17 protein-coding genes and 1 tRNA gene are annotated in these 22,013 nt (G+C 75.0%); 11 read left to right on the top strand and 7 right to left on the bottom strand.

Annotation, left to right across the window (positions count from 1 at the left end):
- Positions 1-429: 429 nt before the first annotated feature.
- The gene (locus tag CSPHI_RS00770; protein ID WP_245803322.1) at positions 430-2,793 is read left to right on the top strand and encodes a transglycosylase domain-containing protein; all 2,364 of its coding nucleotides are present in this window, start codon (positions 430-432) and stop codon (positions 2,791-2,793) included.
- Here the strand turns inward: CSPHI_RS00770 and CSPHI_RS00765 are convergent.
- Entirely contained in the window at positions 2,790-3,251 is a 462-nt protein-coding gene (locus tag CSPHI_RS00765) for a GatB/YqeY domain-containing protein (protein ID WP_075691060.1), read from the bottom strand. The genes CSPHI_RS00770 and CSPHI_RS00765 overlap by 4 nt on opposite strands.
- A gap of 36 nt (positions 3,252-3,287) precedes the next feature.
- Between CSPHI_RS00765 and CSPHI_RS00760 the strand changes: the two genes are divergently transcribed.
- Both CSPHI_RS00760 and CSPHI_RS00755 read left to right on the top strand, forming a co-directional pair.
- Positions 3,288-4,205 (top strand): metallophosphoesterase, encoded by a 918-nt coding sequence (locus tag CSPHI_RS00760; protein ID WP_075691059.1) that lies wholly within the window; start codon positions 3,288-3,290, stop codon positions 4,203-4,205.
- A 105-nt stretch (positions 4,206-4,310) separates the two neighbouring features.
- A tRNA-Pro gene (locus CSPHI_RS00755) sits at positions 4,311-4,387 on the top strand.
- Positions 4,388-4,439: 52 nt separating this feature from the next.
- Here the strand turns inward: CSPHI_RS00755 and CSPHI_RS00750 are convergent.
- Positions 4,440-6,095: a hypothetical protein gene (locus tag CSPHI_RS00750; RefSeq protein ID WP_075691058.1), complete on the bottom strand. Its 1,656-nt coding sequence runs from the start codon at positions 6,093-6,095 to the stop codon at positions 4,440-4,442.
- A 274-nt stretch (positions 6,096-6,369) separates the two neighbouring features.
- Between CSPHI_RS00750 and CSPHI_RS00745 the strand changes: the two genes are divergently transcribed.
- From CSPHI_RS00745 to CSPHI_RS00715, 7 genes are all read left to right on the top strand, one after another.
- Positions 6,370-9,282, top strand: a complete 2,913-nt coding sequence (locus CSPHI_RS00745; RefSeq protein WP_075691057.1) for a DUF4040 family protein — start codon at positions 6,370-6,372, stop codon at positions 9,280-9,282.
- A complete protein-coding gene (locus tag CSPHI_RS00740; RefSeq protein ID WP_075691056.1) occupies positions 9,279-9,749 on the top strand; it encodes a cation:proton antiporter subunit C in 471 nt (156 codons plus the stop codon). Before CSPHI_RS00745 ends, CSPHI_RS00740 begins: the two co-directional genes overlap by 4 nt.
- Positions 9,746-11,278, top strand: a complete 1,533-nt coding sequence (locus CSPHI_RS00735) for a monovalent cation/H+ antiporter subunit D family protein (protein WP_075691055.1) — start codon at positions 9,746-9,748, stop codon at positions 11,276-11,278. The genes CSPHI_RS00740 and CSPHI_RS00735 overlap by 4 nt, the downstream gene beginning before the upstream one ends.
- A complete protein-coding gene (locus CSPHI_RS00730; protein ID WP_075691054.1) occupies positions 11,278-11,745 on the top strand; it encodes a Na+/H+ antiporter subunit E in 468 nt (155 codons plus the stop codon). The genes CSPHI_RS00735 and CSPHI_RS00730 overlap by 1 nt, the downstream gene beginning before the upstream one ends.
- Positions 11,742-12,032, top strand: coding sequence for an MnhF protein (locus CSPHI_RS00725; protein WP_075691053.1), 291 nt, complete (start codon positions 11,742-11,744; stop codon positions 12,030-12,032). Before CSPHI_RS00730 ends, CSPHI_RS00725 begins: the two co-directional genes overlap by 4 nt.
- A gap of 2 nt (positions 12,033-12,034) precedes the next feature.
- Entirely contained in the window at positions 12,035-12,463 is a 429-nt protein-coding gene (locus CSPHI_RS12595) for a monovalent cation/H(+) antiporter subunit G (RefSeq protein ID WP_075691052.1), read from the top strand.
- A gap of 312 nt (positions 12,464-12,775) precedes the next feature.
- Positions 12,776-13,054 (top strand): hypothetical protein, encoded by a 279-nt coding sequence (locus CSPHI_RS00715; RefSeq protein ID WP_075691051.1) that lies wholly within the window; start codon positions 12,776-12,778, stop codon positions 13,052-13,054.
- A gap of 154 nt (positions 13,055-13,208) precedes the next feature.
- Here CSPHI_RS00715 and CSPHI_RS00710 read toward each other — a convergent pair whose 3' ends face one another.
- Positions 13,209-14,717 (bottom strand): catalase, encoded by a 1,509-nt coding sequence (locus tag CSPHI_RS00710; RefSeq protein WP_075691050.1) that lies wholly within the window; start codon positions 14,715-14,717, stop codon positions 13,209-13,211.
- 159 nt (positions 14,718-14,876) lie between these two features.
- Between CSPHI_RS00710 and CSPHI_RS00705 the strand changes: the two genes are divergently transcribed.
- Positions 14,877-15,434, top strand: a complete 558-nt coding sequence (locus tag CSPHI_RS00705; protein ID WP_075691049.1) for an RNA polymerase sigma factor — start codon at positions 14,877-14,879, stop codon at positions 15,432-15,434.
- Between the two features lie 30 nt (positions 15,435-15,464).
- On the opposite strand, the gene CSPHI_RS00700 is transcribed toward CSPHI_RS00705, so the two are convergent.
- The 4 genes from CSPHI_RS00700 to CSPHI_RS00685 all read right to left on the bottom strand — a co-directional run bounded on the left by CSPHI_RS00700 (position 15,465) and on the right by CSPHI_RS00685 (position 21,943).
- Positions 15,465-17,171, bottom strand: a complete 1,707-nt coding sequence (locus CSPHI_RS00700) for a vWA domain-containing protein (protein ID WP_075691048.1) — start codon at positions 17,169-17,171, stop codon at positions 15,465-15,467.
- Positions 17,172-17,291: 120 nt separating this feature from the next.
- Positions 17,292-20,045, bottom strand: a complete 2,754-nt coding sequence (locus CSPHI_RS00695) for a vWA domain-containing protein (protein ID WP_075691047.1) — start codon at positions 20,043-20,045, stop codon at positions 17,292-17,294.
- 60 nt (positions 20,046-20,105) lie between these two features.
- Positions 20,106-20,966 (bottom strand): SpaA isopeptide-forming pilin-related protein, encoded by an 861-nt coding sequence (locus tag CSPHI_RS00690; protein ID WP_075691046.1) that lies wholly within the window; start codon positions 20,964-20,966, stop codon positions 20,106-20,108.
- On the bottom strand, positions 20,963-21,943 hold the full coding sequence (locus CSPHI_RS00685; protein WP_075691045.1) for a class C sortase: 981 nt from the start codon (positions 21,941-21,943) through the stop codon (positions 20,963-20,965). The genes CSPHI_RS00690 and CSPHI_RS00685 overlap by 4 nt, the downstream gene beginning before the upstream one ends.
- Between the last annotated feature and the right edge of the window lie 70 nt (positions 21,944-22,013).

Here is a 22,013-nt window from a genome sequence, read left to right as displayed (position 1 = left end):
GTCATCGTTCTCGCGGGGCGGGGGCCTCCCCCGGCACCGCGTCCCCGGGGCGCCGAATCGGGCACCCGCGGGGCCGTGGCCGTGGTTTCCGGCGGCCGGTCCTCGACGGCAATGGCTGTAAGTGTAATCACACAAATTTAGCATTGTCGACTGCATCACATTCTGGGGGTACGCATGCCCGGGACCGCCCGCTCCGGCTAGGGGGCCGGATCCGGGCGGGTGCGCCGCCCGCCGCAGGCCACCGGGGGCCGCCGCCGGGTGCGACATGGGCATATCCGCGCCCGCCGGCGGGCGCACCCGCCGCTCCCCCGGGCGGCGTCCCCGCCCGCCCCGGACGGGGGTGGCCGGGGGCGGCCGACGGGGCCGGGGGTGGGCCCCGGCCGCCCGCGCGCCCCGGCGGCCGCGGGCCCGCCCGCTAGGCTGAGGCCCGTGAATCAGGTACGGCATCTCATGGCGCTGCTCGCCGCCACCGCCCTGGCGGGCCTCCTCATGGCCAGCGCCTTGTTCCCGGTGGCCGGCCTGGCCGGGCATCTGCTGACCCGCACCGCCGATGCGATGGCCGACTCCTCCCGCTCCCTGAGCTCCGGGGACGCCCCCCAGGTGAGCACCATCCTGGACGCCGCCGGGGAGCCGATCGCCTGGCTCTACGAGCAGCGCCGGCACCCGGTGCCCCCGGAGGAGATCAGCGCCCCGATGAAGGACGCCATCGTCGCCATCGAGGATCGCCGCTTCTGGGAGCATTCCGGGGTGGACTGGCAGGGCACCGCCCGCGCCGCCCTGGCCAACCTCACCGCCGGCGCGGTGCGCCAGGGCGCCTCCACCATCGAGCAGCAGTTCGTGAAGAACCACGCCCTGCTGGTGGAGGCGCGCACCGACGCGGAGCGCCGCCAGGCGGTGGCCACCGACTACGGCCGCAAACTGCGCGAGATCCGGATCGCCCAGGACCTCGACGAGACCATGACCAAGGACGAGGTGCTCACCGGCTACCTCAACCTGGTGCCCTTCGGCAACGGCGCCTTCGGGGTGGAGGCCGCCGCCCGCACCTACTTCGGGATCGGCGCCGCCGAGCTGGACCTGGCCCAGGCGGCGCTGCTCGCCGGGATGGTGCAGCAGTCCTCCGGCCTGGACCCCTACGCCAACCCGGACGGCGCCCTGGCCCGGCGCACCGCGGTGCTCGACGCGATGGTGGACGTCGGGGTGGCCGACCCGGCCGCCGCCGCCGCGGCGAAGGACGCGCCCCTGGGCATCCTGCCGGAGCCGGCCCGGCTGCCGCAGGGCTGCATCGCCGCCGGCGACCGGGGCTTCTTCTGCGATTACGTGGTGGACTGGCTGGGCCGGCACGGGGTGGACGCGCAGCGCCTGGCCCGCGGCGGCTACACGGTGCGCACCACCCTCGACCCCGGGGTGCAGGACGCCGCCCGGGCGGCGCTGACCGCCCAGGCGGACCCGGCCGCGCCCGGGGTGGCGGAGGTGCTCAACGTCGTCGAGCCCGGCGCGGACAGCCGCCGGGTGCTGGCGATGGCCTCCTCCCGGGACTACGGCCTGGACGCGGGGGCGGCGCAGACCGTGCAGCCGCAGCCCTGGGCGATGCTCGGCAACGGCGCCGGGTCCATCCACAAGATCTTCGCCGCCACCGCCGCCATCGAACGCGGCATGGGCACCGAGGCGAAGATGGCGGTGCCCCGGCGCTACGAGGCCTCCGGGCTCGGCGAGGGCGGCGCCGAGGACTGCCCGCCGGGCAAGTACTGCGTGGAGAACTCCGGGGAGTACCGGCCGCAGATGAGCCTCACCGAGGCCCTGGCGCATTCCCCGAACACCGCCTTCGTGATGCTCGCCGAGCAGGTCGGGGTGCCCGCGGTGGTCGATGCCGCGGTGCGGCTGGGCATGCGCTACTACGCGGAGCCGGGCAGCTTCGACGGCGACGCCAGCGTCGCCGACTACGTCTCCGACAACACCCTGGGCTCCTTCGTGCTCGGCCCCACCCCGGCCAGCGACCTGGAGCTGGCCAATGTCGGCGCCACCCTGGCCAGCGACGGCCGCTGGTGCGAGCCCAGCCCGGTGGAGTCCATCGTGGACCGCGCCGGGGCCGAGGTGCCCCTGGACACGGTGCCCTGCGAGGACGCGGTGGAACCGGGGGTGGCCCGGGCGATGGCGCGGGCGCTGAGCCGGGACACCGTGGAGGGCACCGCCAAGGAGGCCGCGGCGGCGGCGGGCTGGTCCGGGGACATGGCCGCCAAGACCGGCACCACCGAATCCCACCAGTCCGCGGCCTTCCTCGGCTTCACCCGGGGCCTGTCCGCGGCCACCTACGTCTACAACGACTCCACCACCACCGCGGGCCTGTGCACCTCCCCGCTGCGCCAGTGCGGCGACGGCGATCTCTACGGCGGCAAGGAGCCGGCCCGGACCTGGTTCGCCGCGATCGGCCCGGTCATCGACCGCTTCGGCGGGCCGGGCCTGCCGGAGATGGATCCGCGCTACAAGGGCAACACCGCCGAGGTGCCGGACGTGATCGGGCGCACCGAGGGCGACGCCCGCCGGATCCTGGAGGAGGCCGGGTTCCGGGTGACCTCCCGCTGGGCGGCGGGCACCGGCAAACCCCGCGGCCGGGTCACCGGGATCGCCAACCGGGACAGCGTGCTCGAGGGTGGCCTGGTGGATCTGGAGATCTCCGACGGCTCCCGGCCGCGGCCGCGGCCGAAGCCCCCGGAGCGGGACCGCCGGGACGACCGCGGGCGGGCGCCGAACTTCATCGACGTGCCCGGCCTGGGCCGGGTGCCGCTGCCGGGCTAGCCGCGGGCCAGGCGGGCCTTGACCGCCTCGGAGAGCCGCCGGCCCTCCACCGCCCCGCCGGCGCGGTCCTTGGCCTCCCGCATCACCGGGCCCATGTCCTTCATGGTCGGCTCCCCGCCGCAGACCTCGGCGACCACCGCGTCGACCAGCTCGGCCAGCTCGGCGTCGTCCAGCTGCGCCGGCTGGTAGCGGGCGAACACCGCCGCCTCGGCCTCCTCCCGCTCCGCCAGCTCCGGGCGGCCGGCGTCGCGGTAGGTGGCGGCGGATTCGCGGCGCCGCTTGACCTCCCGCTCGATGACCCGGAGCACCTCCGCGTCGTCGAGCTCATGCTTGGCGCCGGAGACCTCCTCGGTCTGGATGGCGGCCTTGAGCATCCGCAACGCGGAGAGGGTCCCCTTGTCGCGGGCCTTCATGGCCCCCTTCATGTCGGCGAGGATCTGATCCTTGAGTGCGCTCATGCCGGACAGGGTACGCGGTGCGCTACGTTGACGGGCATGAGCGAATCGAGCCTGCCGCGCACCATCGGCCGCGCCACCGCCGCGGCCGCCGGGCTGGGGGCGGCCACCGCCGTCTACGCCAACCGGGTGGAGCTGAACAGCTTCCGGCTGCACCGGGTGCGCCTGCCCCGGCTGCCCGGCGGGGCCGGGGCCGCGCCGGGCCCGGGCAGGCCGCTGCGGATCCTGCACATCTCGGATCTGCACATGACCCCCGGGCAGCGGCGCAAGCAGCGCTGGGTGGCGGATCTGGCCCGGCTGCGCCCGGACCTGGTGGTCAACACCGGGGACAACCTCGGCGCGATGGACGCGGTGCCGGCGGTGCTGCGCGCCCTGGGCCCGCTGCTGGAGTTCCCGGGGGTGTTCGTCTTCGGCACCAACGACTACTTCGCGCCGCGGCCGGTGAACCCGCTGACCTACCTCACCGGGCGCAAACGGCGGCCCTCCGAGGTGGAGCTGCCCTGGCGGGGCATGCGGGCGGCGTTCATCGAGCACGGCTGGCGCGACGCCACCCACCGGCGCCTGGAGTTCACCGCCGGGGACTGGCGGCTGGCGGTCACCGGGGTCGATGATCCGCATCACGGGCTCGATGATCATGCGGCGGTGGCGGGGCCGCCGAACCCGGACGCGGATCTGGCGATCGCGCTGACCCACTCCCCGGAGCCGCATGTGCTCGACGCCTTCGCCGCGGACGGCTACCGGCTGGCGATGGCCGGGCACACCCACGGCGGGCAGGTGTGCCTGCCCGGCGGCCGGGCCCTGGTCACCAACTGCGGCCTGGACGCCTCCCGGGTGGCGGGGCTGTCCCGGTGGACCGAGTCGATGGCGCTGCACGTCTCCAACGGGCTGGGCACCTCCCCCTACGCCCCGGTGCGGCTGTTCTGCCCGCCCAGCGCCACCCTGCTCGAGGTGGTCTAGGCCCGCCCCGGCGCACCCTGGGGTTTTGCCTTTCCCGGCGGCGGAGGTCTAATGTGTTCAACGTTGCCGAGACGCGACGCGGCCCCGTGCCGCGGCGAGTCGCACCGGGGTATGGCGCAGCTTGGTAGCGCGCTTCGTTCGGGACGAAGAGGCCGTGGGTTCAAATCCCGCTACCCCGACCACGAGAACGCCGCCGACCATCAGGTCGGCGGCGTTTCCGCGTCCCCCGCCCCCTCAGCCGCGCCGGTGCCGGCCCGGGTCCGCACCCCCGGATTCCGGCTCCGGGTCGGCGATGGCGGGCAGCTCGGTGGTGGGCGCGTCAGCGTCGGTCCCGGCCGGATCCGGATCGCCCTCCCCCGCCGCGGCGGGCTCCCCCGCGGCGGGCGCCGCGGCCGGCATCGCCACCGTCGGCGCGGGCTCCGGCGCGGGCGCCGCGGGAGCGCCGGCGGGCTCGACCGGGGTGCGCAGCAGGCGCAGCCCCACGGCGCCGAGGGCGGCCACCGCGGCGGTCACCGCCGCCCCGGCCAGCCACACCGCGTCCGGCCCGGAGCCGGTGATCGCGGCCAGCGCGGCCACCGCATGCTGCAGCGGCCCGGCCGCGGCGGCCACCCGCCAGACGGTCCCGGCCGGCTGCGCGGCCACCGCCCCGCCGGCGTCGGCGGCCGCGGCGTAGACCTGGTCGGGGCCGCCGCGCCAGACCACCGCGACCACCACCGCCTGGGCGAGCAGCCCGGCCAGCAGCGCCGCCCGCCCGGCGAGGGCGCCCAGGGCGCGCACCAGCACCCCGGCGACCACGGCGGAGGCGGCCGCGGCGAGGGCGAGCACGCCCACGGCGAGGATCGCCGCCGGGGTGCTGCCCGGCGCGGCCGGGGCGAGCAGCGCCACGGCGCCGAGGGCGGTGGCCGCCGCCCAGGCGAGCAGCCCGCGGCCGGCGCCGGGGCCGGGCCGGCCGGGGGCGCCGGCCCACAGCCAGGGCACCGCGGCGACGGCGCCGGCCAGCAGCGCGGCGAGGTAGGGCACCGCCCAGTCCGGGGTGGCCGGGGCGGCCGGCTCCGGGGCGGGGTCGCCGGCGCCGCCCATCCCGGCGGCGCGCATCTGCTCCGCGGTGGGCGCCGGCATGGTGCGCTGCGCCTTGTCCAGGGCGGCGCCGATGTTGCCGGACATGCCGGCCAGCCGCTCCTGGCCGCCGCGCAGCTGCGCGATCCCGTCGGCCAGCCGCCGGGAGCCGTCGGCGGCCTCGGCCACCCCGGAGGCGTAGGGCCCGGCGACCTCGTCGGCCATGGACCGGGCCCCGTCCCGGGCCCGGCCCAGTTCACCGTCCAGGGCGGCGAAGTCCACCGCGGAGAGCTGGCGCTCCAGGGACTCGATATCGGCCAGCGCGTCCTCGGCCGCCGGGTCGTCGACCCCCTCCAGGGACTCCCGGGCCCGGGCCGCGGCGACCTGCACCTGCCCGGCGGCCACCGCCGCCAGGCTCAGCCCCCCGGTGGCCGCGTCCAGGCCATCGGCCAGGCCCCGGGCGCCCTCCCCGATCTCCGCGGTGCCGGCGCGGATCGCGCCCATCCCGTCGGCGAGCCGGCCGGCGCCGTCGTCGAGTTCGCCGACCCCCTCGCCGGCCTCGACGAGGGCGGCGTCGAGGAACCCGGCCGCGGCGGCGGCCTCGGCCAGCGCCCGGCGCGCCTCCTGCACCCGGGCGACGTCGATCGGCGGCGGGGCGGCCTCGGCGGCCGATCCGGCCGGCCAGGGCACGTGCAGCGGGCGGGCCCCGCCGGCGGCGAGCACCCCGGCCAGGGCCAGCGGCAGCGCCACCAGCAGCACGGCGATGAGCCGCGGCAGCGCCCCCGGGGCGCTGCGGCGGGCGGGGGATGCGGGGGTCCGGGCGCGCGGGCTCATGGCGCCCAGGCTAGCCCGCGCCCACCCGCGCAATGGGGTGCCCCGCCGCGTCCCGGCCGCGCGAATCCGGCCTCCCGCGCCAGGCACCGGGTGAGCGTCGGTGAGCGGATGCCCGATTGCTACTGTGGGAACCGAAGTGCGGGGCCCGCGTCCCCGGGCTCCGCGGGGGACCGCGCCCACCCCGGGCCGCGGACCGCGCTTGGCCGGTGGGCGCGCGGCCGGGGAAGGACCCCCTTGTTCGCCGAACACGCCCGCTCGCCCTGGAAAGCGAACCATGGCCCTGACCCTCCTCAGCGTCCCCGCCCTGGTCGCCTGCGCCCTCCTCCTCACCCCGCTGCTCGTCCGGGTCCTGGACCGGCACGCCGGCTGGCCGCTGACCGCGTTCTTCGCCGTCGCCGCGGTGCAGCTGGCCCGGCTCGCCCCGGACGTCTTCGCCGGCGCGCACCCGGCCTGGCGGGCGGAGTGGGCCGGCGGCATGCTGCCCGGCGGCGCGGGCGTCGACTTCGCCCTGCGGCTCGATCCGCTGTCCTTCGTCTTCGCCATGCTGGCGCTGGTGATCGGCTCGGTGGTGTTCATCTACTCCACCGCCTACCTGCCGGCCCGCTCCGGCACGATGAGCTTCTACGTGCTGATGACCGGGTTCATGCTGGCGGTGCTGCTGCTGGTGCTCGCCGATGACGTGGTGCTGCTCTTCGTCGGCTGGGAGCTGGTCTCCCTGGCCTCCTTCATGCTGATCGCCCGCTCCGGGCCGGGCGGCGAGGATGGGGCGATGCGCACCCTGCTGCTCACCTTCACCGGCGGGCTGCTGCTGCTCGCCGGCCTGGGCGCGGCGGTGTGGGCCACCGGCACCACCGACCTGGGCGCGCTGCTGGCCGACCCGGTGTGGCGGGACCGTCCCGGGTTCACCGCGGCGGTGGCGCTGCTGGTGGCCTTCGCCGGCTTCTCCAAGGCCGCCCAGTTCCCCTTCCACCCCTGGCTGCCGGAGGCGATGGCCGCGGCCACCCCGGTGTCGGCCTTCCTGCACGCCGCGGCGGTGGTCAAGGCCGGCGTCTACCTGCTGCTGCGCTTCGCCACCGCCTTCCACGCCACCCCGGCCTGGCAGGTGACCCTGATCGTGGTGGGCATGGGCACCGCGGTGGCCACCGCGGTGTTCGCCATCCAGCAGGACGACATCAAGCGGCTCACCGCCTACTCCACGGTCTCCCAGCTGGGCTGGATCGTGGCCACCATCGGGGTGGGCACCCATTTCGCGATCGTCGCGGCGGTGGTGCACACCATCGCGCACGCCATGTTCAAGTCCTCCCTGTTCATGCTCGCCGGGGTGGTGGACCACCAGACCGGCACCCGCTCGATGAGCCGGCTGGGCCCGCTGTGGCGGCGGATGCCGTGGACCTTCGGCTCGATGGCCCTGGGCGCGGCCTCCATGGCGGCGGTGCCGCCGATGCTGGGCTTCCTGTCCAAGGAGGGCATGCTGGAGGCCTTCACCGAGGCCCCGCTGGGCGCCGGCGGCACCGTGGCGCTGCTGCTGTGCGCCGCCTTCGGCGCCCTGGCCACCTTCACCTACTCCGCCCGGCTGGTGCTGGGCGTGTTCTTCGATGGCCCCCGGGACGTCTCCGAGGTGCGGGAGGCCCCGGTGGCGCTGTGGCTGCCCGCGGCGCTGCCCGGGGTGGCCTCGCTGCCCGCGGCCTTCGCCGCCGGGGCGCTGGACCGGCCCCTGGACGCGGTGGCGCGCACCGTGCGCGGCGGGGACTACGCCGGCACCCACCTGGCGCTGTGGCACGGGGTGGGGGTGCCGCTGATGATCTCGGCGGCGGTGCTCGCCGCCGGGGTGGTGGTCGTGATCGGCCGCCGCGCCCTGCACGAGGCGCTGCTGGAGCGCACCCTGGCGCCCTTCACCGGGGTGCAGGCGATCCACGCCGGCACCACCGCCGCGGCCCGGGTGGGCCGGGCCCTCGGCGCCCCGGCGCTGTCCCATGCGCCCAGCCGGCACCTGGCCCCGCTGCTGGTGCTGGTGGTGGGCTACGCCGCCGCGGTGACCGTGGCCCCGGGCCTGGGCGGGGCGCCGGCGGCGCCGAAGCTCGCCGGGATCGACCACCTCACCGACCTGATCCCGCTGTCCGTGGTGGTGATCGGCACCCTGGCCACGATCCGGGCGCGCAACCGGCTGCAGGCCGCGGTGCTGCTCGGGGTCACCGGCACCGGGGTGACCCTGCAGGTGCTGCTGCTCGGCGCCCCGGACGTGGCGCTGACCCAGTTCATGGTGGAGATCCTCACCGTGGTGCTGATGATGCTGGTGCTGCGGCACCAGCCGCGGGCCTTCACCGGCACCTCCGGGGCCCGCCGGGCCGCCGGGACGCTGGTCGGCCTGGGCGTGGGCGTGGCCACCTTCGGGGCGGTGTGGAGCCTCACCGGGCGCCGGCCGAAACCGGAGCTGGCCGCCTGGTACCTGGAGCACGGCCCGGAGGTCACCGGGGAGGGCAACGTGGTGAACACCATCCTGGTGGAGTTCCGCGCCTTCGACACCATGGGCGAGCTGGCGGTGCTGGGCATGGCCGGGATCGCGATGGCCGCGGTGGTGGCCTCCATGCCGCGCTGGCCGCATCACCGGATCATGCCGGGCCCGCTGCCCGAGGCGCGGCTGAACTCGCTGTCCCTGCGGCTGCTGGTGCGCTGGCTGGCCCCGCTGCTGTTCGCCATCTCCGTGGTGGTGCTCTGGCGCGGCGGCGAGGAGCCCGGCGGCGGCTTCAACGCCGCCCTGATCGGCGCCGCGGCGCTGATGCTGATGTACCTGGCGCAGCCGGACGACCGCCGGCTGTTCCCCCGGGATCTGCCCTACGCCCTGTCCGGGTTCGGGGTGATCGTGGCCATCGTCACCGGCTTCGCCGGCTACGCGGGCGGGTCCTTCCTGGCCCCCCTCTACGGCCATCTCGCCGGCCAGCACCTGACCACCGCCCTGATCTTCGACGTGGGCGTGTACCTGGCGGTGCTCGGCATCGTCGCCGGGGCCCTGAACCACCTGGGCGGGCCGACCCGGCCCGGGTCGCCGAAGTCCCCGGAGCAGCTGGAGGCCGGGGTGGTGGCGCGCACCGGGATCCGGGTGCCGCCGGAGCAGTACGGCAGCTACCATGCGCCGCCGGAGTCGGCGGCGGCCGGGGCCGGGGCCCCGGGGAAGGAGGCCCTGCGATGATCATCGCGCTGATTGCCGCGGTCCTCGCCGGCGGGGGCGCCTACCTGGTGCTCCAGCGCGGCATGGTCCGCCTCATCATCGGCATGACGCTCATCTCCCATGCCGCGAACCTGATCATCCTGGCCACCGGGGTGGGCCGGTGGCGGGAGGAGCCGCTGATGGCCCGGGCCACCCCGGCCGGGGCGGCCGATCCCCTGCCCCAGGCCTTCGTGCTCACCGCGATCGTGATCACCATGGCGGTGACCGCGTTCATGCTCGCCCTGGCCGGGCTGGGCCGGGACGACGACACCCGGGTGGTGGAGGATCACGAGGCGAACCTGCTGCTGTCCACCGCCGGCCGCCGCGCCGGGGACTCCATGCCCGATGAGGGGCTGCGCCAGGGCCGGCGCTCCTCGGCGCGCGCCGAGGGCCGCGCCGCCGGCGAGGATGCCGCACCGGACGACGACGACCCGGGGGAGGACCGATGAGCCCCGAGACCATTTCCGCGGCGCTGCCGCTGTTCGTGGCGGTGCCGCTGATGCTCGCCGCGGTCTCCGCGGTGCTGCCCTCGCACCGCGCCCGGGTGGCGCTGTCCCTGGTGGTGCCGGCGGGGGTGTCCGCCTGCGCCTTCGCGCTGCTGGGCTGGACCGCGGCCCATGGCCCGGTGGGCCATGGGGTGGGCGCCTTCCCCGGCGGGGTGGCGATCCCCTTCGTCGCGGACCCGATGAGCATGCTGATGCTCGCCGTGGCCGCGGCGGTGGTCACCGTCGGCTCCTGGTTCGCGCAGGCGGTGGGCGAGAACTCCTCCCGCTTCTTCGGGGCGCTGACCCTGATGATGCTCGCCGGGGCGGCGGGGGCCTTCCTCACCGCGGACCTGTTCAACTTCTTCGTCTTCATGGAGGTCATGCTGCTGCCCTCCTACGGGATGATCGCGGTGACCGGCACCTGGCGCCGGCTCGCCGCGGGCCGGGCCTTCGTGCTGGTGAACCTGCTCACCTCCACGGTGCTGCTCATCGGGGTGGCCCTGACCTACGGCGCGGTGGGCGCGGTGAACATCGCCCTGCTCGCCGGGATGGCCGCCGAGGGCGGGGCCGGGGCGGTGGCCCTGGGCCTGGTGGTGCTGGCGCTGTGCGTGAAGGCGGGCCTGGTGCCGGTGCACACCTGGCTGCCGCGGACCTACCCGGGCACCTCCCCGGCGGTGATGGCGCTGTTCTCCGCGATCCACACCAAGGTCGCGGTGTACATGCTCTTCCGGATCTACGTGGTCATCGTGGGCATGAACCCGGCCTGGCACTGGCCGCTGATCCTGGTCATGGTGGCCTCCATGCTGGTGGGCGGCTTCGCGGGCCTCGCGGAGCGCACGATGCGCGAGATCCTGGCCTACCAGATGGTCAACGGGATGCCCTTCATCCTGGTCACCCTGGCCTTCACCGACGGCGACGCCCGGGCGGCGCTGGCCGCGGGCGTGTTCTACGCGGTGCACCACATGGTCACCGTGGGCTCCCTCATCATGGGCGCCGGGGCGGTGGAGGAGACCTACGGCACCGGCCGGCTGTCCCGGCTGTCCGGGCTGGCCCGCCGGGATCCGCTGGTGGCCTGGGTGATGGCCGCGATGAGCCTGTCCATCGTGGGCTTCCCGCCCTTCTCCGGCATGTTCGGCAAGGTGGCGGTGGTGTTCACCGCCGCCGCCGGCGGCGGGGCCCGCTCGGTGGTGGTGATCGCCGCGATCATCATCGCCAGCATCGGCGCCCTGCTGTCCATGGCCCGGCTGTGGCGCGGGGTGTTCTGGGGCCGGCCGATGCAGGGGGTGCCCGATTCCCTGCACGTCACCGCCGCGAAGGCGGCGCCCGCCGCGGCCCTGGCCCTGGTGGGCGTGGCCCTGTTCCTCGGCGCGGCCTGGGTGTCGTCCTGGACCGGGGCGGCCGCCGAGGCGCTGCTGGACGTGCCCGGCTACGTCGCCGCGGCGCTGGGCGACCCGGCCGCGGCCATCGGCACGATCACGAAGGGGGTCCCCTGATGCGCGTCATCCAGTTGCTCGGCTACGCGATCTGGCTGGTCGGCCAGGTCATCACCGCGGCCACGGAGGTGATCGCGGACAATCTGCGGGTGCGCCCCCGGCAGGCCCCGGTGCTGCTGGAGGTGCCGCTGCGGGTGGACCGGGACGCCGAGATCGCGGGCCTGGCCGCCTCCATCACGATGACCCCGGGCACCCTGGTGTGCGGGATCCGGGACGCCGGCGGGGGCGCGCGCTCCCTGCTGGTGCACTGCGTCTTCGGCGCGGACATACCCGCCCTGGCGGCCAGCTTCCACGAGATGGAGGAGCGGATGAGCCCGCGGGTGCGCGGGCTGCGGCGGCCGCCGGTCGCCGTGATCGACGACTACGACCCGGATGTGCACCCGGATCCGCGGGCGGTGACCGGCACCCAGCATGAGGTGGACGAGCCCCGGCCCGCGGAGCCGGCTGCCGGAGAGGAGCCCCGATGAGCGGGCGGTTGCTGGATCCGACGGTGGTGAACTGGGTCGCCGGGATCGGCGTGGCGCTGTGCGCGGTGGCCTTCGTGCTGGGGGCGGTGGCGGCCTACCGGGTGCGCGACAACGTCTCCCGGGCGGTGCTCGCCGATGCGGTGTTCTTCCCGATGGTGGGGGTGTTCCTCACCACGGCGCTGCTGCGGGAGACCGCGATCCGATTCGACATCGCCATGCTGGCGGGCCTGATGGGCATCCTGTCCACGGTGGGCCTGGCGCGGGTGCTGTCCCGGGGCAGGAGGTAGTGATGGGGATCGTGCAGGTGCTGTACACGGCGGTGTTCGCCGCCCTGGTGCTGCTCGGCTCGGTGTACCTGCTGGGTTCGGCGATCGCGATGTGGCGCAGCCCGGATGCGCTGACCCGGTTGAACCAGCTCTCCGCGGGCATCGCCTTCGGCCTGCCGGCGCTGGTGCTGGCCAATGTGCTGCTGGAGTTCAGCCACGGCACCATGACCTGGGGCAAGGCGCTCACCGCGCTGGCCGCGATCGTGGCGATGCTCGTGGTCGCGGCGGTGGCCTCGGAGGTGCTGGGGCGCTCGGTGCTGGGGGTGCGCGACGGCACCGCCGAGGATCATGACCGGCAGGTGCCGCATATCGGGGACGGGGAGCCGGACGCCCCGCCGGCGGGGCGGGACGCGCCCACCGACGGTGAACGTGGTTATCGGGCCGACCGCTGAGCCACCGGCGGCGTTACATCAGGAGGGCCTAACACCACCCCCGAAAGAGGGTGGGCCTACTTGCGCACGCAAAAGCGTGCGTAACAATGAATAAACTCCTGACCTGCGGAAACTCCGTTCATATTACAGGGGGTTCACGTTGTTCGCCTTTACCTGGGACAGTGGTCGGGGACGCCGATTGCGGCACGGGGCAGGCGGACCTAACGTATGGACCGAACGCGCTGGTGAGCCTGGGGTTCCACCGGGACCCCACTCGCCCGCCCGCCCCAGCGAGGCTCGTCCTCAGTCAGTTTCTTCCACTAGGAGTCCCACATGGAAAACGCCCCCGAGATCATCGAGGCCCTGGCCCAGTTCGCCCCGGACAGCGTCGAGGTGACCTTCCCCGACCTTCCGTTCGCCAACGTCGAGACGATCAACGGCGACGTGAACTTCATCCAGACCGGCGACATCAACATGCCCTTCGGTCGGGACGCCAACATGCCCTTCGGCGAGGATGCCTTCGACATCCACACCGAGGACACCGACTCGTACGACTTCCTCAACCCGGAGATCCACGCCGGCCAGGGCTTGGACGCCTCCCAGGGGAATTAGCCCCCAGAACCAGCGCAGAGCCCCGTCCCCGGCCGCATGGCCGGGCGGCGGGGTTTCCGCTTGCCCCGGGCAGGGGGCGCCCCTCCCCCCGCCGGCCCACCGGGTTCACCGGACCCCGGTCGCCGAGGGTGCGCGGCGGCCGGGGTCGGCTCGATCAGGCGTCGGCGTGCGCCGCGGTGAAGCGGCGGCGGACCTCCTCGCCCAGCCAGGCGTCGACCTTGCCCCAGTACTCGTAGCAGCGCTGCTCCACCTCGGGGCTGACCCCGTCCATGGCGCGGGCGATGTTGCCGGCGAGGCGATCCCGCTCGGCGTCGTCCATCACGTTGCGGACCAGATCCCCGGCCTGGGAGAAGTCATCGTCGGCGGCGTGGGTGACGTAGGCGCCGCGGAAGGGCTCCTCGCCCTGCGCGGCCCACAAGCCCAGATCCCCGGCGTCGGGCATCTCCTGGCCGCCCCGGCCGGCGGAGTTCGAGCCGTGCACCGGCAGCTCCGGGTTGGCGAAGCGGTAGGTCGCCGGCCCGTCCTGGGCGAAGGAGTTCACCGGGGCGACCGGGCGGTTCACCGGCAGCTGGTCGGAGTTGGCGCCGAGCCGGTAGCGGTGCGCGTCCGCGTAGGAGAAGGCCCGGGCCAGCAGCATCTTGTCCGGGGAGAAGCCCACCCCGGGCACCAGGTTCGAGGGCGCGAAGGCGGCCTGCTCGATCTGGGCGAAGAAGTTGCGCGGGTTCTCGTTGAGGGTGAAGTGGCCCACCTCGATCAGCGGGTAGTCGTGCTGGGACCAGGTCTTGGTCAGGTCGAAGGGGTTGTACCGGTAGCCCTCGGCCTCCGCCATGGGCATGATCTGCACCTTGACGTCCCAGGTCGGGTAGTCGCCGCGCTCAATCGCCTCGAAGAGGTCCTTGCGGGAGTGGTCGGCGTCCTGGCCGACCAGTTCGGCGGCCTCGGCGTCGGTGAGGAACTCCCAGCCCTGGCGGGTCTTGAAGTGGTACTTCACCCAGAAGCGCTCGCCCTCGGCGTTGATCCACTGGTAGGTGTGGCTGCCGAAGCCGTCCATGTGCCGCCAGTCGCGCGGGATGCCCCGGTCGCCCATCAGGTAGGTCACCTGGTGCGCGGACTCCGGGGAGTTGGTCCAGAAGTCCCACTGCATGTTCGCGTCGCGCAGGCCGGTGTCCGGCAGCCGCTTCTGCGAGTGGATGAAATCGGGGAACTTGATCCCGTCGCGGATGAAGAAGATGGGCGTGTTGTTGCCGACGATGTCGTAGTTGCCCTCCTCGGTGTAGAAGCGCAGCGCGAACCCGCGCACGTCGCGCCAGCCGTCCGGGGAGCCCTGCTCCCCGGCGACGGTGGAGAACCGGGCCAGCATCGGGGTGGTCGTCCCGGGCTGGAACACCGCGGCCTTGGTGTAGGCGGACACGTCGCCGGTGACGGTGAACTCGCCGAAGGCGCCGCCGCCCTTGGCGTGCACCACGCGCTCCGGGATCCGCTCCCGGTTGAAGTGGGAGAGCTTCTCGACCAGGTGCAGGTCGTGCAGCTGGATGCCGCCCTCCGGGCCGGTGGTCACGGAGTGCTGCTCGGAGGCGACCGGGGCGCCGTTGAGGCGGGTGGTGCCGCCGGTGGAGGTCCTGGGATCCAGGCCGTCCTCGGCGATGTCCTTGGCGGAGGTCATGGGTAACCCCTTTCAATTTCGGATGGCTGATTGGCATCGACCATACCCCGGCCCCCAGGCTTCCGCAATCGGTGCCGTTCTTTTGACAGCCTTACTCAATCATCGCAGGGCACGGCATGTTCCGGCCCGCCGATGGGTGGCTCCTGCTATGGTTGTGCCATGTCGAAGGGGCATGAGGCGGACCAGGTCACCGCCCTGGCGCTGCGCGCCGGGCGCGGCGATCGCGCCGCGCTGTCCGAGTTCATCCGGGCCACCCAGCAGGACGTGTGGCGGCTGCTCGCGCACCTGGCCAACCCGGACGTGGCCGATGATCTCACCCAGGAGACCTACCTGCGGGTGATGGGCGCGCTACCGCGCTTCGCGGCCCGATCCTCCGCCCGCACCTGGCTGTTGTCCCTGGCCAGGCGGGTGTGGGTGGATTCGGTGCGCCATGACATGGCCCGGCCGCGCTCCTCCGGGGTGAACTGGGAGGAGGCCGGCGTGGCCTCCTCCACCGGCACCTCCTGGGCGGAGCTGGTGGACGTCCGGGTGCTCCTGGAGGACCTCGATCCGGACCGCCGGGAGGCGCTCATCCTCACCCAGGTGCTCGGCTACTCCTATGCCGAGGCCGCCGAGATCGCGGGCTGCCGGATCGGCACCATCCGCTCCCGGGTGGCCCGGGCGCGCAAGGATCTGGTCGCCGCGACCCGCGCCCAGGACGCCGGGGCCACCGCCTAGGCGACCCCGGCGCCGCCCCCGTTCGGGGGGCTAGCCCATGAGCTCCCTGCGCCGCCGCCGGCGAATCAGCGCCACCGCGGTCGCCGCGGCCACCAGGACCGCCGCCACGCCACCGGCGATCCAGGGCAGCGCCCGGCGCGTCGGGGAGCTCGTCGCGGTGGCGTCCACCGCCGCCGCGGCGGCCCCGGTGCAGCCCGCGTCGATCTCCTCGCGCAGCGCCGTGGCGACCTCGGCGTAGGACTGCACCGCCACCGGCGCCCCGTAGGAGGACACGTCCCGGGCCATCTGCAGCGGGTAGCGCGGCGCCTCCGGGTTCACCGACCAGGCCTCCGGCTCATCGTCGTAGCGCGGCGGCTCCGCCGCCTCCCCGAGGATCTCCCCGGTCACCGGGTCCACCGGGGCCGGCCCCGGGCCGACCCCGCCGGGGTAGGGGTTCGGCGCCGTCCCGTCATGGCGGCCGATGAAGGCCGGGCCCTCGCCCTGCTGGGCCAGGTAGATCCCCTCCACCTCGGGTTCCCTGACCTTCGCGCTGAACAGCGGGATGTCGTCGTTGACGAAGTACACCGGGTCCTCGTCGGCGTCCACCAGCACGGGCACGATTCGGGTGCCGGTGGATTTGAGCACATTCGCCGCGGCCACCGCGGCGGAGAGGTCCGCGGCATGCGGGGCCACCCCGAAATCGCCGCCGGTGCGCACGTTGTTGGTGGTCGGCGCACCATCGGTGAGCAGGTAGAGCACGTCGTACGTCTGGGCGGGCACCTGCGCCAGGCCGCCCTCCCAATTCGTGCCGCCGGGTTCGCCGGCCCCGATCCGGTCGATCCGGTCCTTCAGCTTCGCCACGTCCCCCTCATCGGCGACCGGGAAGGGGCCGCCGGCGACCTTCGGGTTCGCCGGGGCCTTCGTGCCGAAATCGTAGACGCCGACGCTCGCGGAGGTCCCGGCGAGGACGTCCACGGCCGCCTTCGCGGCCCGTTTGAAGGCCTCGATGCCGCGCTCCCCGGCGGAGTCGGACACGTCGAGCACCAGCGCCACCGAGCCCCCGCAGGTCGAGTGCGGTTTCGGGTTGCCCTCCGGGGCCTCGCCGAACCACTCCGGCGGGACCTTGTCCGCCTGCCGGTCCGGGTTCCTCGGGATCTCCGCGGGCAGCGGACCGCCCATGTCCGGCCGGGGGCCGTACACGGTGCCCAGGTCGGCGTCATCGGGCACCTCCGGGTCCCGCTCCTCGGTGACCACCACCCCGTCGACGACCTCCTGGTTCACCGGGGGCAGGACGTCCCCGGGGCCGGGCGCGGGCACGTCCGGGGCGTAGCCGCCGGGACCATCGGGGATCGGCAGCGCGGGCTGCGGGGCGGGCCCGGGGCGCGGTGGGGCCGGCCGCGGCGGCGGGTCCTGGTCCCCCGGGTCGTCCCCGGTCCCGTTGTCCCAGCCGATCGTGCCGCCGGGGTCGCCGGGGTCCTCGTCGTCCTCCCCCGGGGCCCCGGCCCCGGGATCCTCCGTCGGCGTCCCGTCCCCGGGATCCTCCGTCGGCGTCCCGTCCCCGGGATCCTCCGTCGGCGTCCCGTCCTCGGGATCCTCCGTCGGGGGGATCGGATCCTCGGTCGGCGTCGGGGAGGTCGTCGCCTCCGGATCATCGGCGGGCGGCTGGGCCTGCGCCGGCGGCGGGGCGGCCAGGGCCAGGAGCAGTGCCGTGGCGGCGGCGGCGAGCCGGGGGCGGGGGGTTCCCGTGCTGGGGGTCATCGGTGGTACGTCCTTGCGTCTGCTGCCATGGGGAGCCGCTCCCCGCGGACGTCGCGCCAGCCGAAAACGGTGTGGAACCGGGGCCGGATATTACCGGCCCCGGTGCCGTTTGCACAGCCGCTACCCCATTCTGCGTCGTGCCCGGTGCGCCAGGACCAGCCCCGCGAGCAGCGCCAACGCGGCCGCCGCGGCATGCGGCGCCACCCCGGCGCCACCGGTCTTGGGCAGCGCGCCGCTGGCGATGTCGGCGACCCGCACCGTCAGCGTCCGGTCCGCCTGCGCCGGATTACCCGGCCCGACCTGCACCAATGCGCCATCCGCCGGATCCGCCAGGGCGATGGTGTAGCCCTCGGCGTGGCCGGTGACGTCGACCCCCACTGGGCTGGCCAGCAGGGCGTAGCCCTCCGGGGCCCTGGTCTCCACCAGGTGGTAGCGGCCCTGCCGCACCCCTTCGGCGAGGGTGGCGTTGCCGGCGCCGCCGGTGATCCGCTCATCCCAGTCGATGGACCCGTCCGGGGTGGACCCGTAGAGCGCGAACTCGGATCCGCCGAGCGGCGCCTCCTCGTCATCGGCGTCAACCTTGGTGATCCGCACCGTGGCCTCCTCGGCGGGGGCCAGCGGGATGCAGGCGTTGTCGTCGCCGGCGTCGAGGTCCCCGACCAGGCGCACCCCGTTCGGCACCCCGGTGCGGGAGGTCACCGAGGCGTCGCCGTCGCAGCGGCCCAGCCGATCCCAGTCCGCGGTGGCCGGTTCGACCACCTTCACCGGCAGGGTCACCGTGAACCTCTGCACGGCGCCGCCGGGCAGCGTGATCGCGTCGGCGATCGGGGCGCGCCGGCCGGCGTCGACCTCGGCCCTGGGGATCCGGTCCCGGAGGCCCTCGATGACCACGCCGGGGGTGTCGGGGGCCTCGATCACGGCGTCGCCGTCGGCGACGACGCCCTCCGGTAGCCGCGGCACGTCGCCGAGGTCGGCACCGCGGGCCTCCGCCGCGGCCTCCGGGTTGGAGACGGTGATCGTGTACTCCAGGTCGGCGGTGCCGTCCGGGTTGACCCGCACCGGCTCCCCGGCGACCGGGGTCTTCGCCGCCTGCGCGGCGGCGGTCTTGCGGTTGTCCACCACGCAGTCGACGGAGGCCAGGACCCCGCCGTCGGCGGTCAACCGCACCCGGAACCCGTCCTCGCCGACGTCGGTCACCGGCACCGGGATGCGCTTGCCGCCGTCGAAGGTGGTGCACACCGCGTTGCGGCCGTCGCGGGGCCGCAGCGCGAACCCGGGCCGGGCGGTCTCCCGCACGGTGACCTGCTGCGCCCGATCGGAGATGACGCGGAAGCCCACGGCGCCCTCGGCGTCGGTGCGCCCGCGCACCTCGGCGGCGGTGCCGGAGCCCTCCTCCAGCACCGGGTCGGCGGTGGTGGCGGTGAACTCCCAGCCCTTGCCGCGGGAGAGCTCATTGCCCTCGTCGTCGACGATCCGCTTGGTGATGTTCACCCGGCCGTTGCAGGGCCCGGTGACCTGCGCGCGCAGGTCCGTCGCGAGGCTGGCGTAGGACGCCACCGACACCGGGGCCTCCGGGGAGGAGATGTCCCGGGTCATGTCCCCGGCGCTGTGCCGGGTCTCGGGGTTGATGGACCAGCGCTCCGGAAGGTTCACGTAATCCCGGATCCCCTCCTTCTTGCGCAGCATCAGCCCGCCCCAGCGGGCGACGAAGAGCCCGGTGGCGTCGGCGCCCCAGCTGTTGGGCTTGGCCAGGCCGAAGTAGAACTCGTTCTTGACGTACTCCAGGTCGGGGTCGTTCTCCACGATGTCGGCGCGCAGCACGTCATCGCGGAAGAGGTGGTAGCCGCGCGAGGGGTTTCCCACCAGCAGCGGCACGATCCTGGTGCCGCCGGCCTTGAGCCGGTTCGCCTGGCCGACCGCGTGCCCCAGATCGGAGGCGTGCGGCACGGAGCCGTTGTAGTCCAGGCCGGTGCCGGCGTCATCGGCGGTGGGCACCCCGTCGGTGATGAAGTAGACGATGTCGTAGGCGCCGGTGGGCACCTGCCGCAGGCCCCCGTCCCAGTTCGTGCCGTCGAGGTCCTTCGGCGCCTTCGCCATCCGGGAGATGGCGCGCTTGACCGTGGCCACCCCGGCGGCGTCGGCGACGGGCACCGCCCCGTCGGTGACGGCCCCCGGGATCGCCGGGGCCTTCGTGGCGAAGTTGTACACGCCGATCTCGGTGGGGCTGCCCGCGAGGGCGTCGACGACGGCGTCGCCGGCGCGGCGGGATTCGCGCACCCCCTCATCGCCGATGGAGCCGGAGAGGTCGAAGACCAGCGCGATGCGCAGCCCGCACCGGGCCGGCACCTGCGGGTTCGCCGCGGGCTTGGGGTTCAGCCACGGCGGCGGGGAGTAGCCGGCGCGCCGGGTGCGCGCGGCGCGGGAGCGGGTGCGCGGCTGCAGCCCGTCCTGGGCCTCGGCCTCGGAGACCGGGGCCAGCTCGCCGACGACGGCGTCCTCGGGGACGTCCCCCGCCCCCGGATCGGGCTCCCCGGCCGGGGCGTCCTCGGCGGGGATCCCCTCCGCCGGGGGTTCGGTGGGCTCCTCCGCGGGGGCGGGGTCCGGGTCGGCGGGCGGCGCCGGGTCCGCGGCGTCGGGGATCGGCTCCCGGGTCGTCGACGGGGTCGTCGCCGGCGGGTCCGGTTCCGGGGTCGTCGTGGTCCCGGTGGTCTCGGTGGTCTCGGTGGTCGTGGTGGTCGTGGCCGCGTCCTCCGGCGGGATGGTCTCCTGCGCGAGGGCCGCCCCGCCGCCGCCGCACAGCAGGGCCGAGGCGGCGATCACCGCCAGCAGGCGGCGGGCCGGGCGGAGGCCGGGCAGATCGAAGGGGTTCACCATGGGGCGACCGTCCTTGTCGTGGTGGGGCGGGCGGTGGGCGGGGTGCCGGCGGCGGTCGGGTCAGTCATCCCGATCCCCCCGCCGGCCGAGGCGCATGGCCAGCAGGCCCGCGCCGAGCAGCAGCAGGGCGGCGCCGGCGATGCCGGCGACCGCGGCGCCGGTGACCGGCAGCGGGCTGCCCGGGGACCCGGGGGCGCCGGGTGCGCCGGGGGCGTCGGTTCCGCCGGGGTCCCCGGGCGCCGCCGGGGTGCTCGGCGGCGGGGTCCCGGGGTCGGGTTCCCCGGGCCAGGGGGTGGGCCACGGCGGGCGCTCCGGATCGGGGCCGGGCCCCTCGCCGGGGTCGGCCTTGGCGAAGACCACCGGATGGCAGTCCCAGGCGCCGTCGGCGCCGACCGGCACGGTGATGAGCAGGGGCCGGAGGTCCGGGTAGGAGTGCCCCGGGTCCTCGGGGGCGCGCACGGTGACCAGGTACAGGCCGGGGCGCAGTCCCGGGAACGCCGCGGCGCCGCCCTCGTCGGTGACCGCGGCCGCGGCGACGTCGCCGGCGGCGGCCTCGGCGGCGGCGACGCTCATCCCGCGGGCGGCGACCCAGCCGGCCGCGGTGGTCAGGTCCACGCCCTCGACGGGCCGGAGGGTGAACTCCACCCCGGCGAGCGGCCCGGGGGGCAGTTCGCCGGCGGGGACGTCATCGTAGGGGTTCGGCTCCGGCAGCCGGATGGTGAGGCCCGCGCTGGGGCAGGCCCCGGCGATGTCGGCGGCGTCGAGGCCGGTGACCTCGCCGGTGACGGTGGCGGCGGCCGCCGGTGCGGCGGCGAGGCCGAGTGCGGCGATCGCCGCGGTGGCGGCGGCCGCCGGTGCGGCGGCGAGGCCGAGTGCGGCGATCGCCGCGGCGGCGGCGCGGCGGCGGATCCGGGCGGTCATCGCGGGTCCCCCGTCGGCCCGGCCGCGTCCCCGGCGGGCCCGGCCCCCGGGTCCTCCGGGGCGTCCGCGGGGTCGTCCCCGCCGGCCTCCCCGGGACCGCCGGCGCGGAGCATCCGGCGCAGCCACCACACCAGCCAGGCGATGATGAGCGCCGCCCCGGCGAGGATGGCCCACATCCACCACTGCCAGGCCGGGCCGGAGTCGGCGAGATCAGCCTCATCGGCCGGGTCCATCGGCACCCGGTGCCCGGTGACCAGCAGCCGGTGCGTGTTGATCCCGTAGGGGGTGCAGGTGACCAGGGTGATCAGGTCCTCGTCCGCGACGGCGGCGAGGGCGTCGGTCTCCTCGGGAAGCACCACCTCGGTGGCGTGCACCTCGTACTTGAGGCGCTGCCCGGCCACCGCGACGTAGATGGCGTCGCCCTCCCGGACGTCCTTGAGGTTGTCGAAGAGGGTGGCGTTGGCCAGCCCGGTGTGCGCGGTGAGCACCGCGTGGGTGCCCTCCCCGCCGACGGGGAGATCGGTGCCGTAGAGGTGGCCGACCCCGCGCTGCAGCGTCTTCTCGGAGGTGCCGTGGTAGACCGGCAGGTCCACCTTCGCCGCGGGCACCACCAGGCGGGCCATCGCCTCCTGCTGGTCCAGTTCCGCGAGGTAGGCCCGGTAGTCGGTGTTGTCCTCGCTGATCCGCGCCAGCCAGGGATCCAGGATCGGCCCGGAGGCGCGTTCGGCGTTGTAGCGGTGGGCGCTCTCCCACGCCGCGGAGAGCTTCGCCGGATCGGTGTTCTGCTCGATTTTCGAGTACTCCTGGGCGGCCCGGACCTGCTTGGCGTTGTTCCACTGGGTCGCGATGACCGGGTAGAGCAGGATGACCAGGCCCAGCAGCACCAGGGCCACCGGCGCCAGGACGCGCTTGAGATCGCGCTTGGGCTCATCCGGCGCGGCGTGGTCGACGGCGACGCTGGCGTTGTCCATGGTCATGGACGGCTCCGATGCTGGGGTTCGCGCGGGCGGGCGCCCGCGCTTTGGGGATGTCATATGGGGATTACCC

The organism is Corynebacterium sphenisci DSM 44792 (genome assembly GCF_001941505.1).
Lineage (GTDB): Bacteria > Actinomycetota > Actinomycetes > Mycobacteriales > Mycobacteriaceae > Corynebacterium > Corynebacterium sphenisci.
This window is presented reverse-complemented; position numbering and strand designations above follow the sequence as displayed.

Coding starts and splice junctions, on each gene's coding strand:
- CSPHI_RS00765 (WP_075691060.1), bottom strand. CDS start 3,251: ATGAGCGCACTCAAGGATCAGATCCTCGCCGACATGAAGGGGGCCATG.
- CSPHI_RS00760 (WP_075691059.1), top strand. CDS start 3,288: ATGAGCGAATCGAGCCTGCCGCGCACCATCGGCCGCGCCACCGCCGCG.
- CSPHI_RS00700 (WP_075691048.1), bottom strand. CDS start 17,171: ATGACCCCCAGCACGGGAACCCCCCGCCCCCGGCTCGCCGCCGCCGCC.
- CSPHI_RS00715 (WP_075691051.1), top strand. CDS start 12,776: ATGGAAAACGCCCCCGAGATCATCGAGGCCCTGGCCCAGTTCGCCCCG.
- CSPHI_RS00690 (WP_075691046.1), bottom strand. CDS start 20,966: ATGACCGCCCGGATCCGCCGCCGCGCCGCCGCCGCGGCGATCGCCGCA.
- CSPHI_RS00685 (WP_075691045.1), bottom strand. CDS start 21,943: ATGACCATGGACAACGCCAGCGTCGCCGTCGACCACGCCGCGCCGGAT.
- CSPHI_RS00745 (WP_075691057.1), top strand. CDS start 6,370: ATGGCCCTGACCCTCCTCAGCGTCCCCGCCCTGGTCGCCTGCGCCCTC.
- CSPHI_RS12595 (WP_075691052.1), top strand. CDS start 12,035: ATGGGGATCGTGCAGGTGCTGTACACGGCGGTGTTCGCCGCCCTGGTG.
- CSPHI_RS00695 (WP_075691047.1), bottom strand. CDS start 20,045: ATGGTGAACCCCTTCGATCTGCCCGGCCTCCGCCCGGCCCGCCGCCTG.
- CSPHI_RS00735 (WP_075691055.1), top strand. CDS start 9,746: ATGAGCCCCGAGACCATTTCCGCGGCGCTGCCGCTGTTCGTGGCGGTG.
- CSPHI_RS00710 (WP_075691050.1), bottom strand. CDS start 14,717: ATGACCTCCGCCAAGGACATCGCCGAGGACGGCCTGGATCCCAGGACC.
- CSPHI_RS00705 (WP_075691049.1), top strand. CDS start 14,877: ATGTCGAAGGGGCATGAGGCGGACCAGGTCACCGCCCTGGCGCTGCGC.
- CSPHI_RS00730 (WP_075691054.1), top strand. CDS start 11,278: ATGCGCGTCATCCAGTTGCTCGGCTACGCGATCTGGCTGGTCGGCCAG.
- CSPHI_RS00740 (WP_075691056.1), top strand. CDS start 9,279: ATGATCATCGCGCTGATTGCCGCGGTCCTCGCCGGCGGGGGCGCCTAC.
- CSPHI_RS00750 (WP_075691058.1), bottom strand. CDS start 6,095: ATGAGCCCGCGCGCCCGGACCCCCGCATCCCCCGCCCGCCGCAGCGCC.
- CSPHI_RS00725 (WP_075691053.1), top strand. CDS start 11,742: ATGAGCGGGCGGTTGCTGGATCCGACGGTGGTGAACTGGGTCGCCGGG.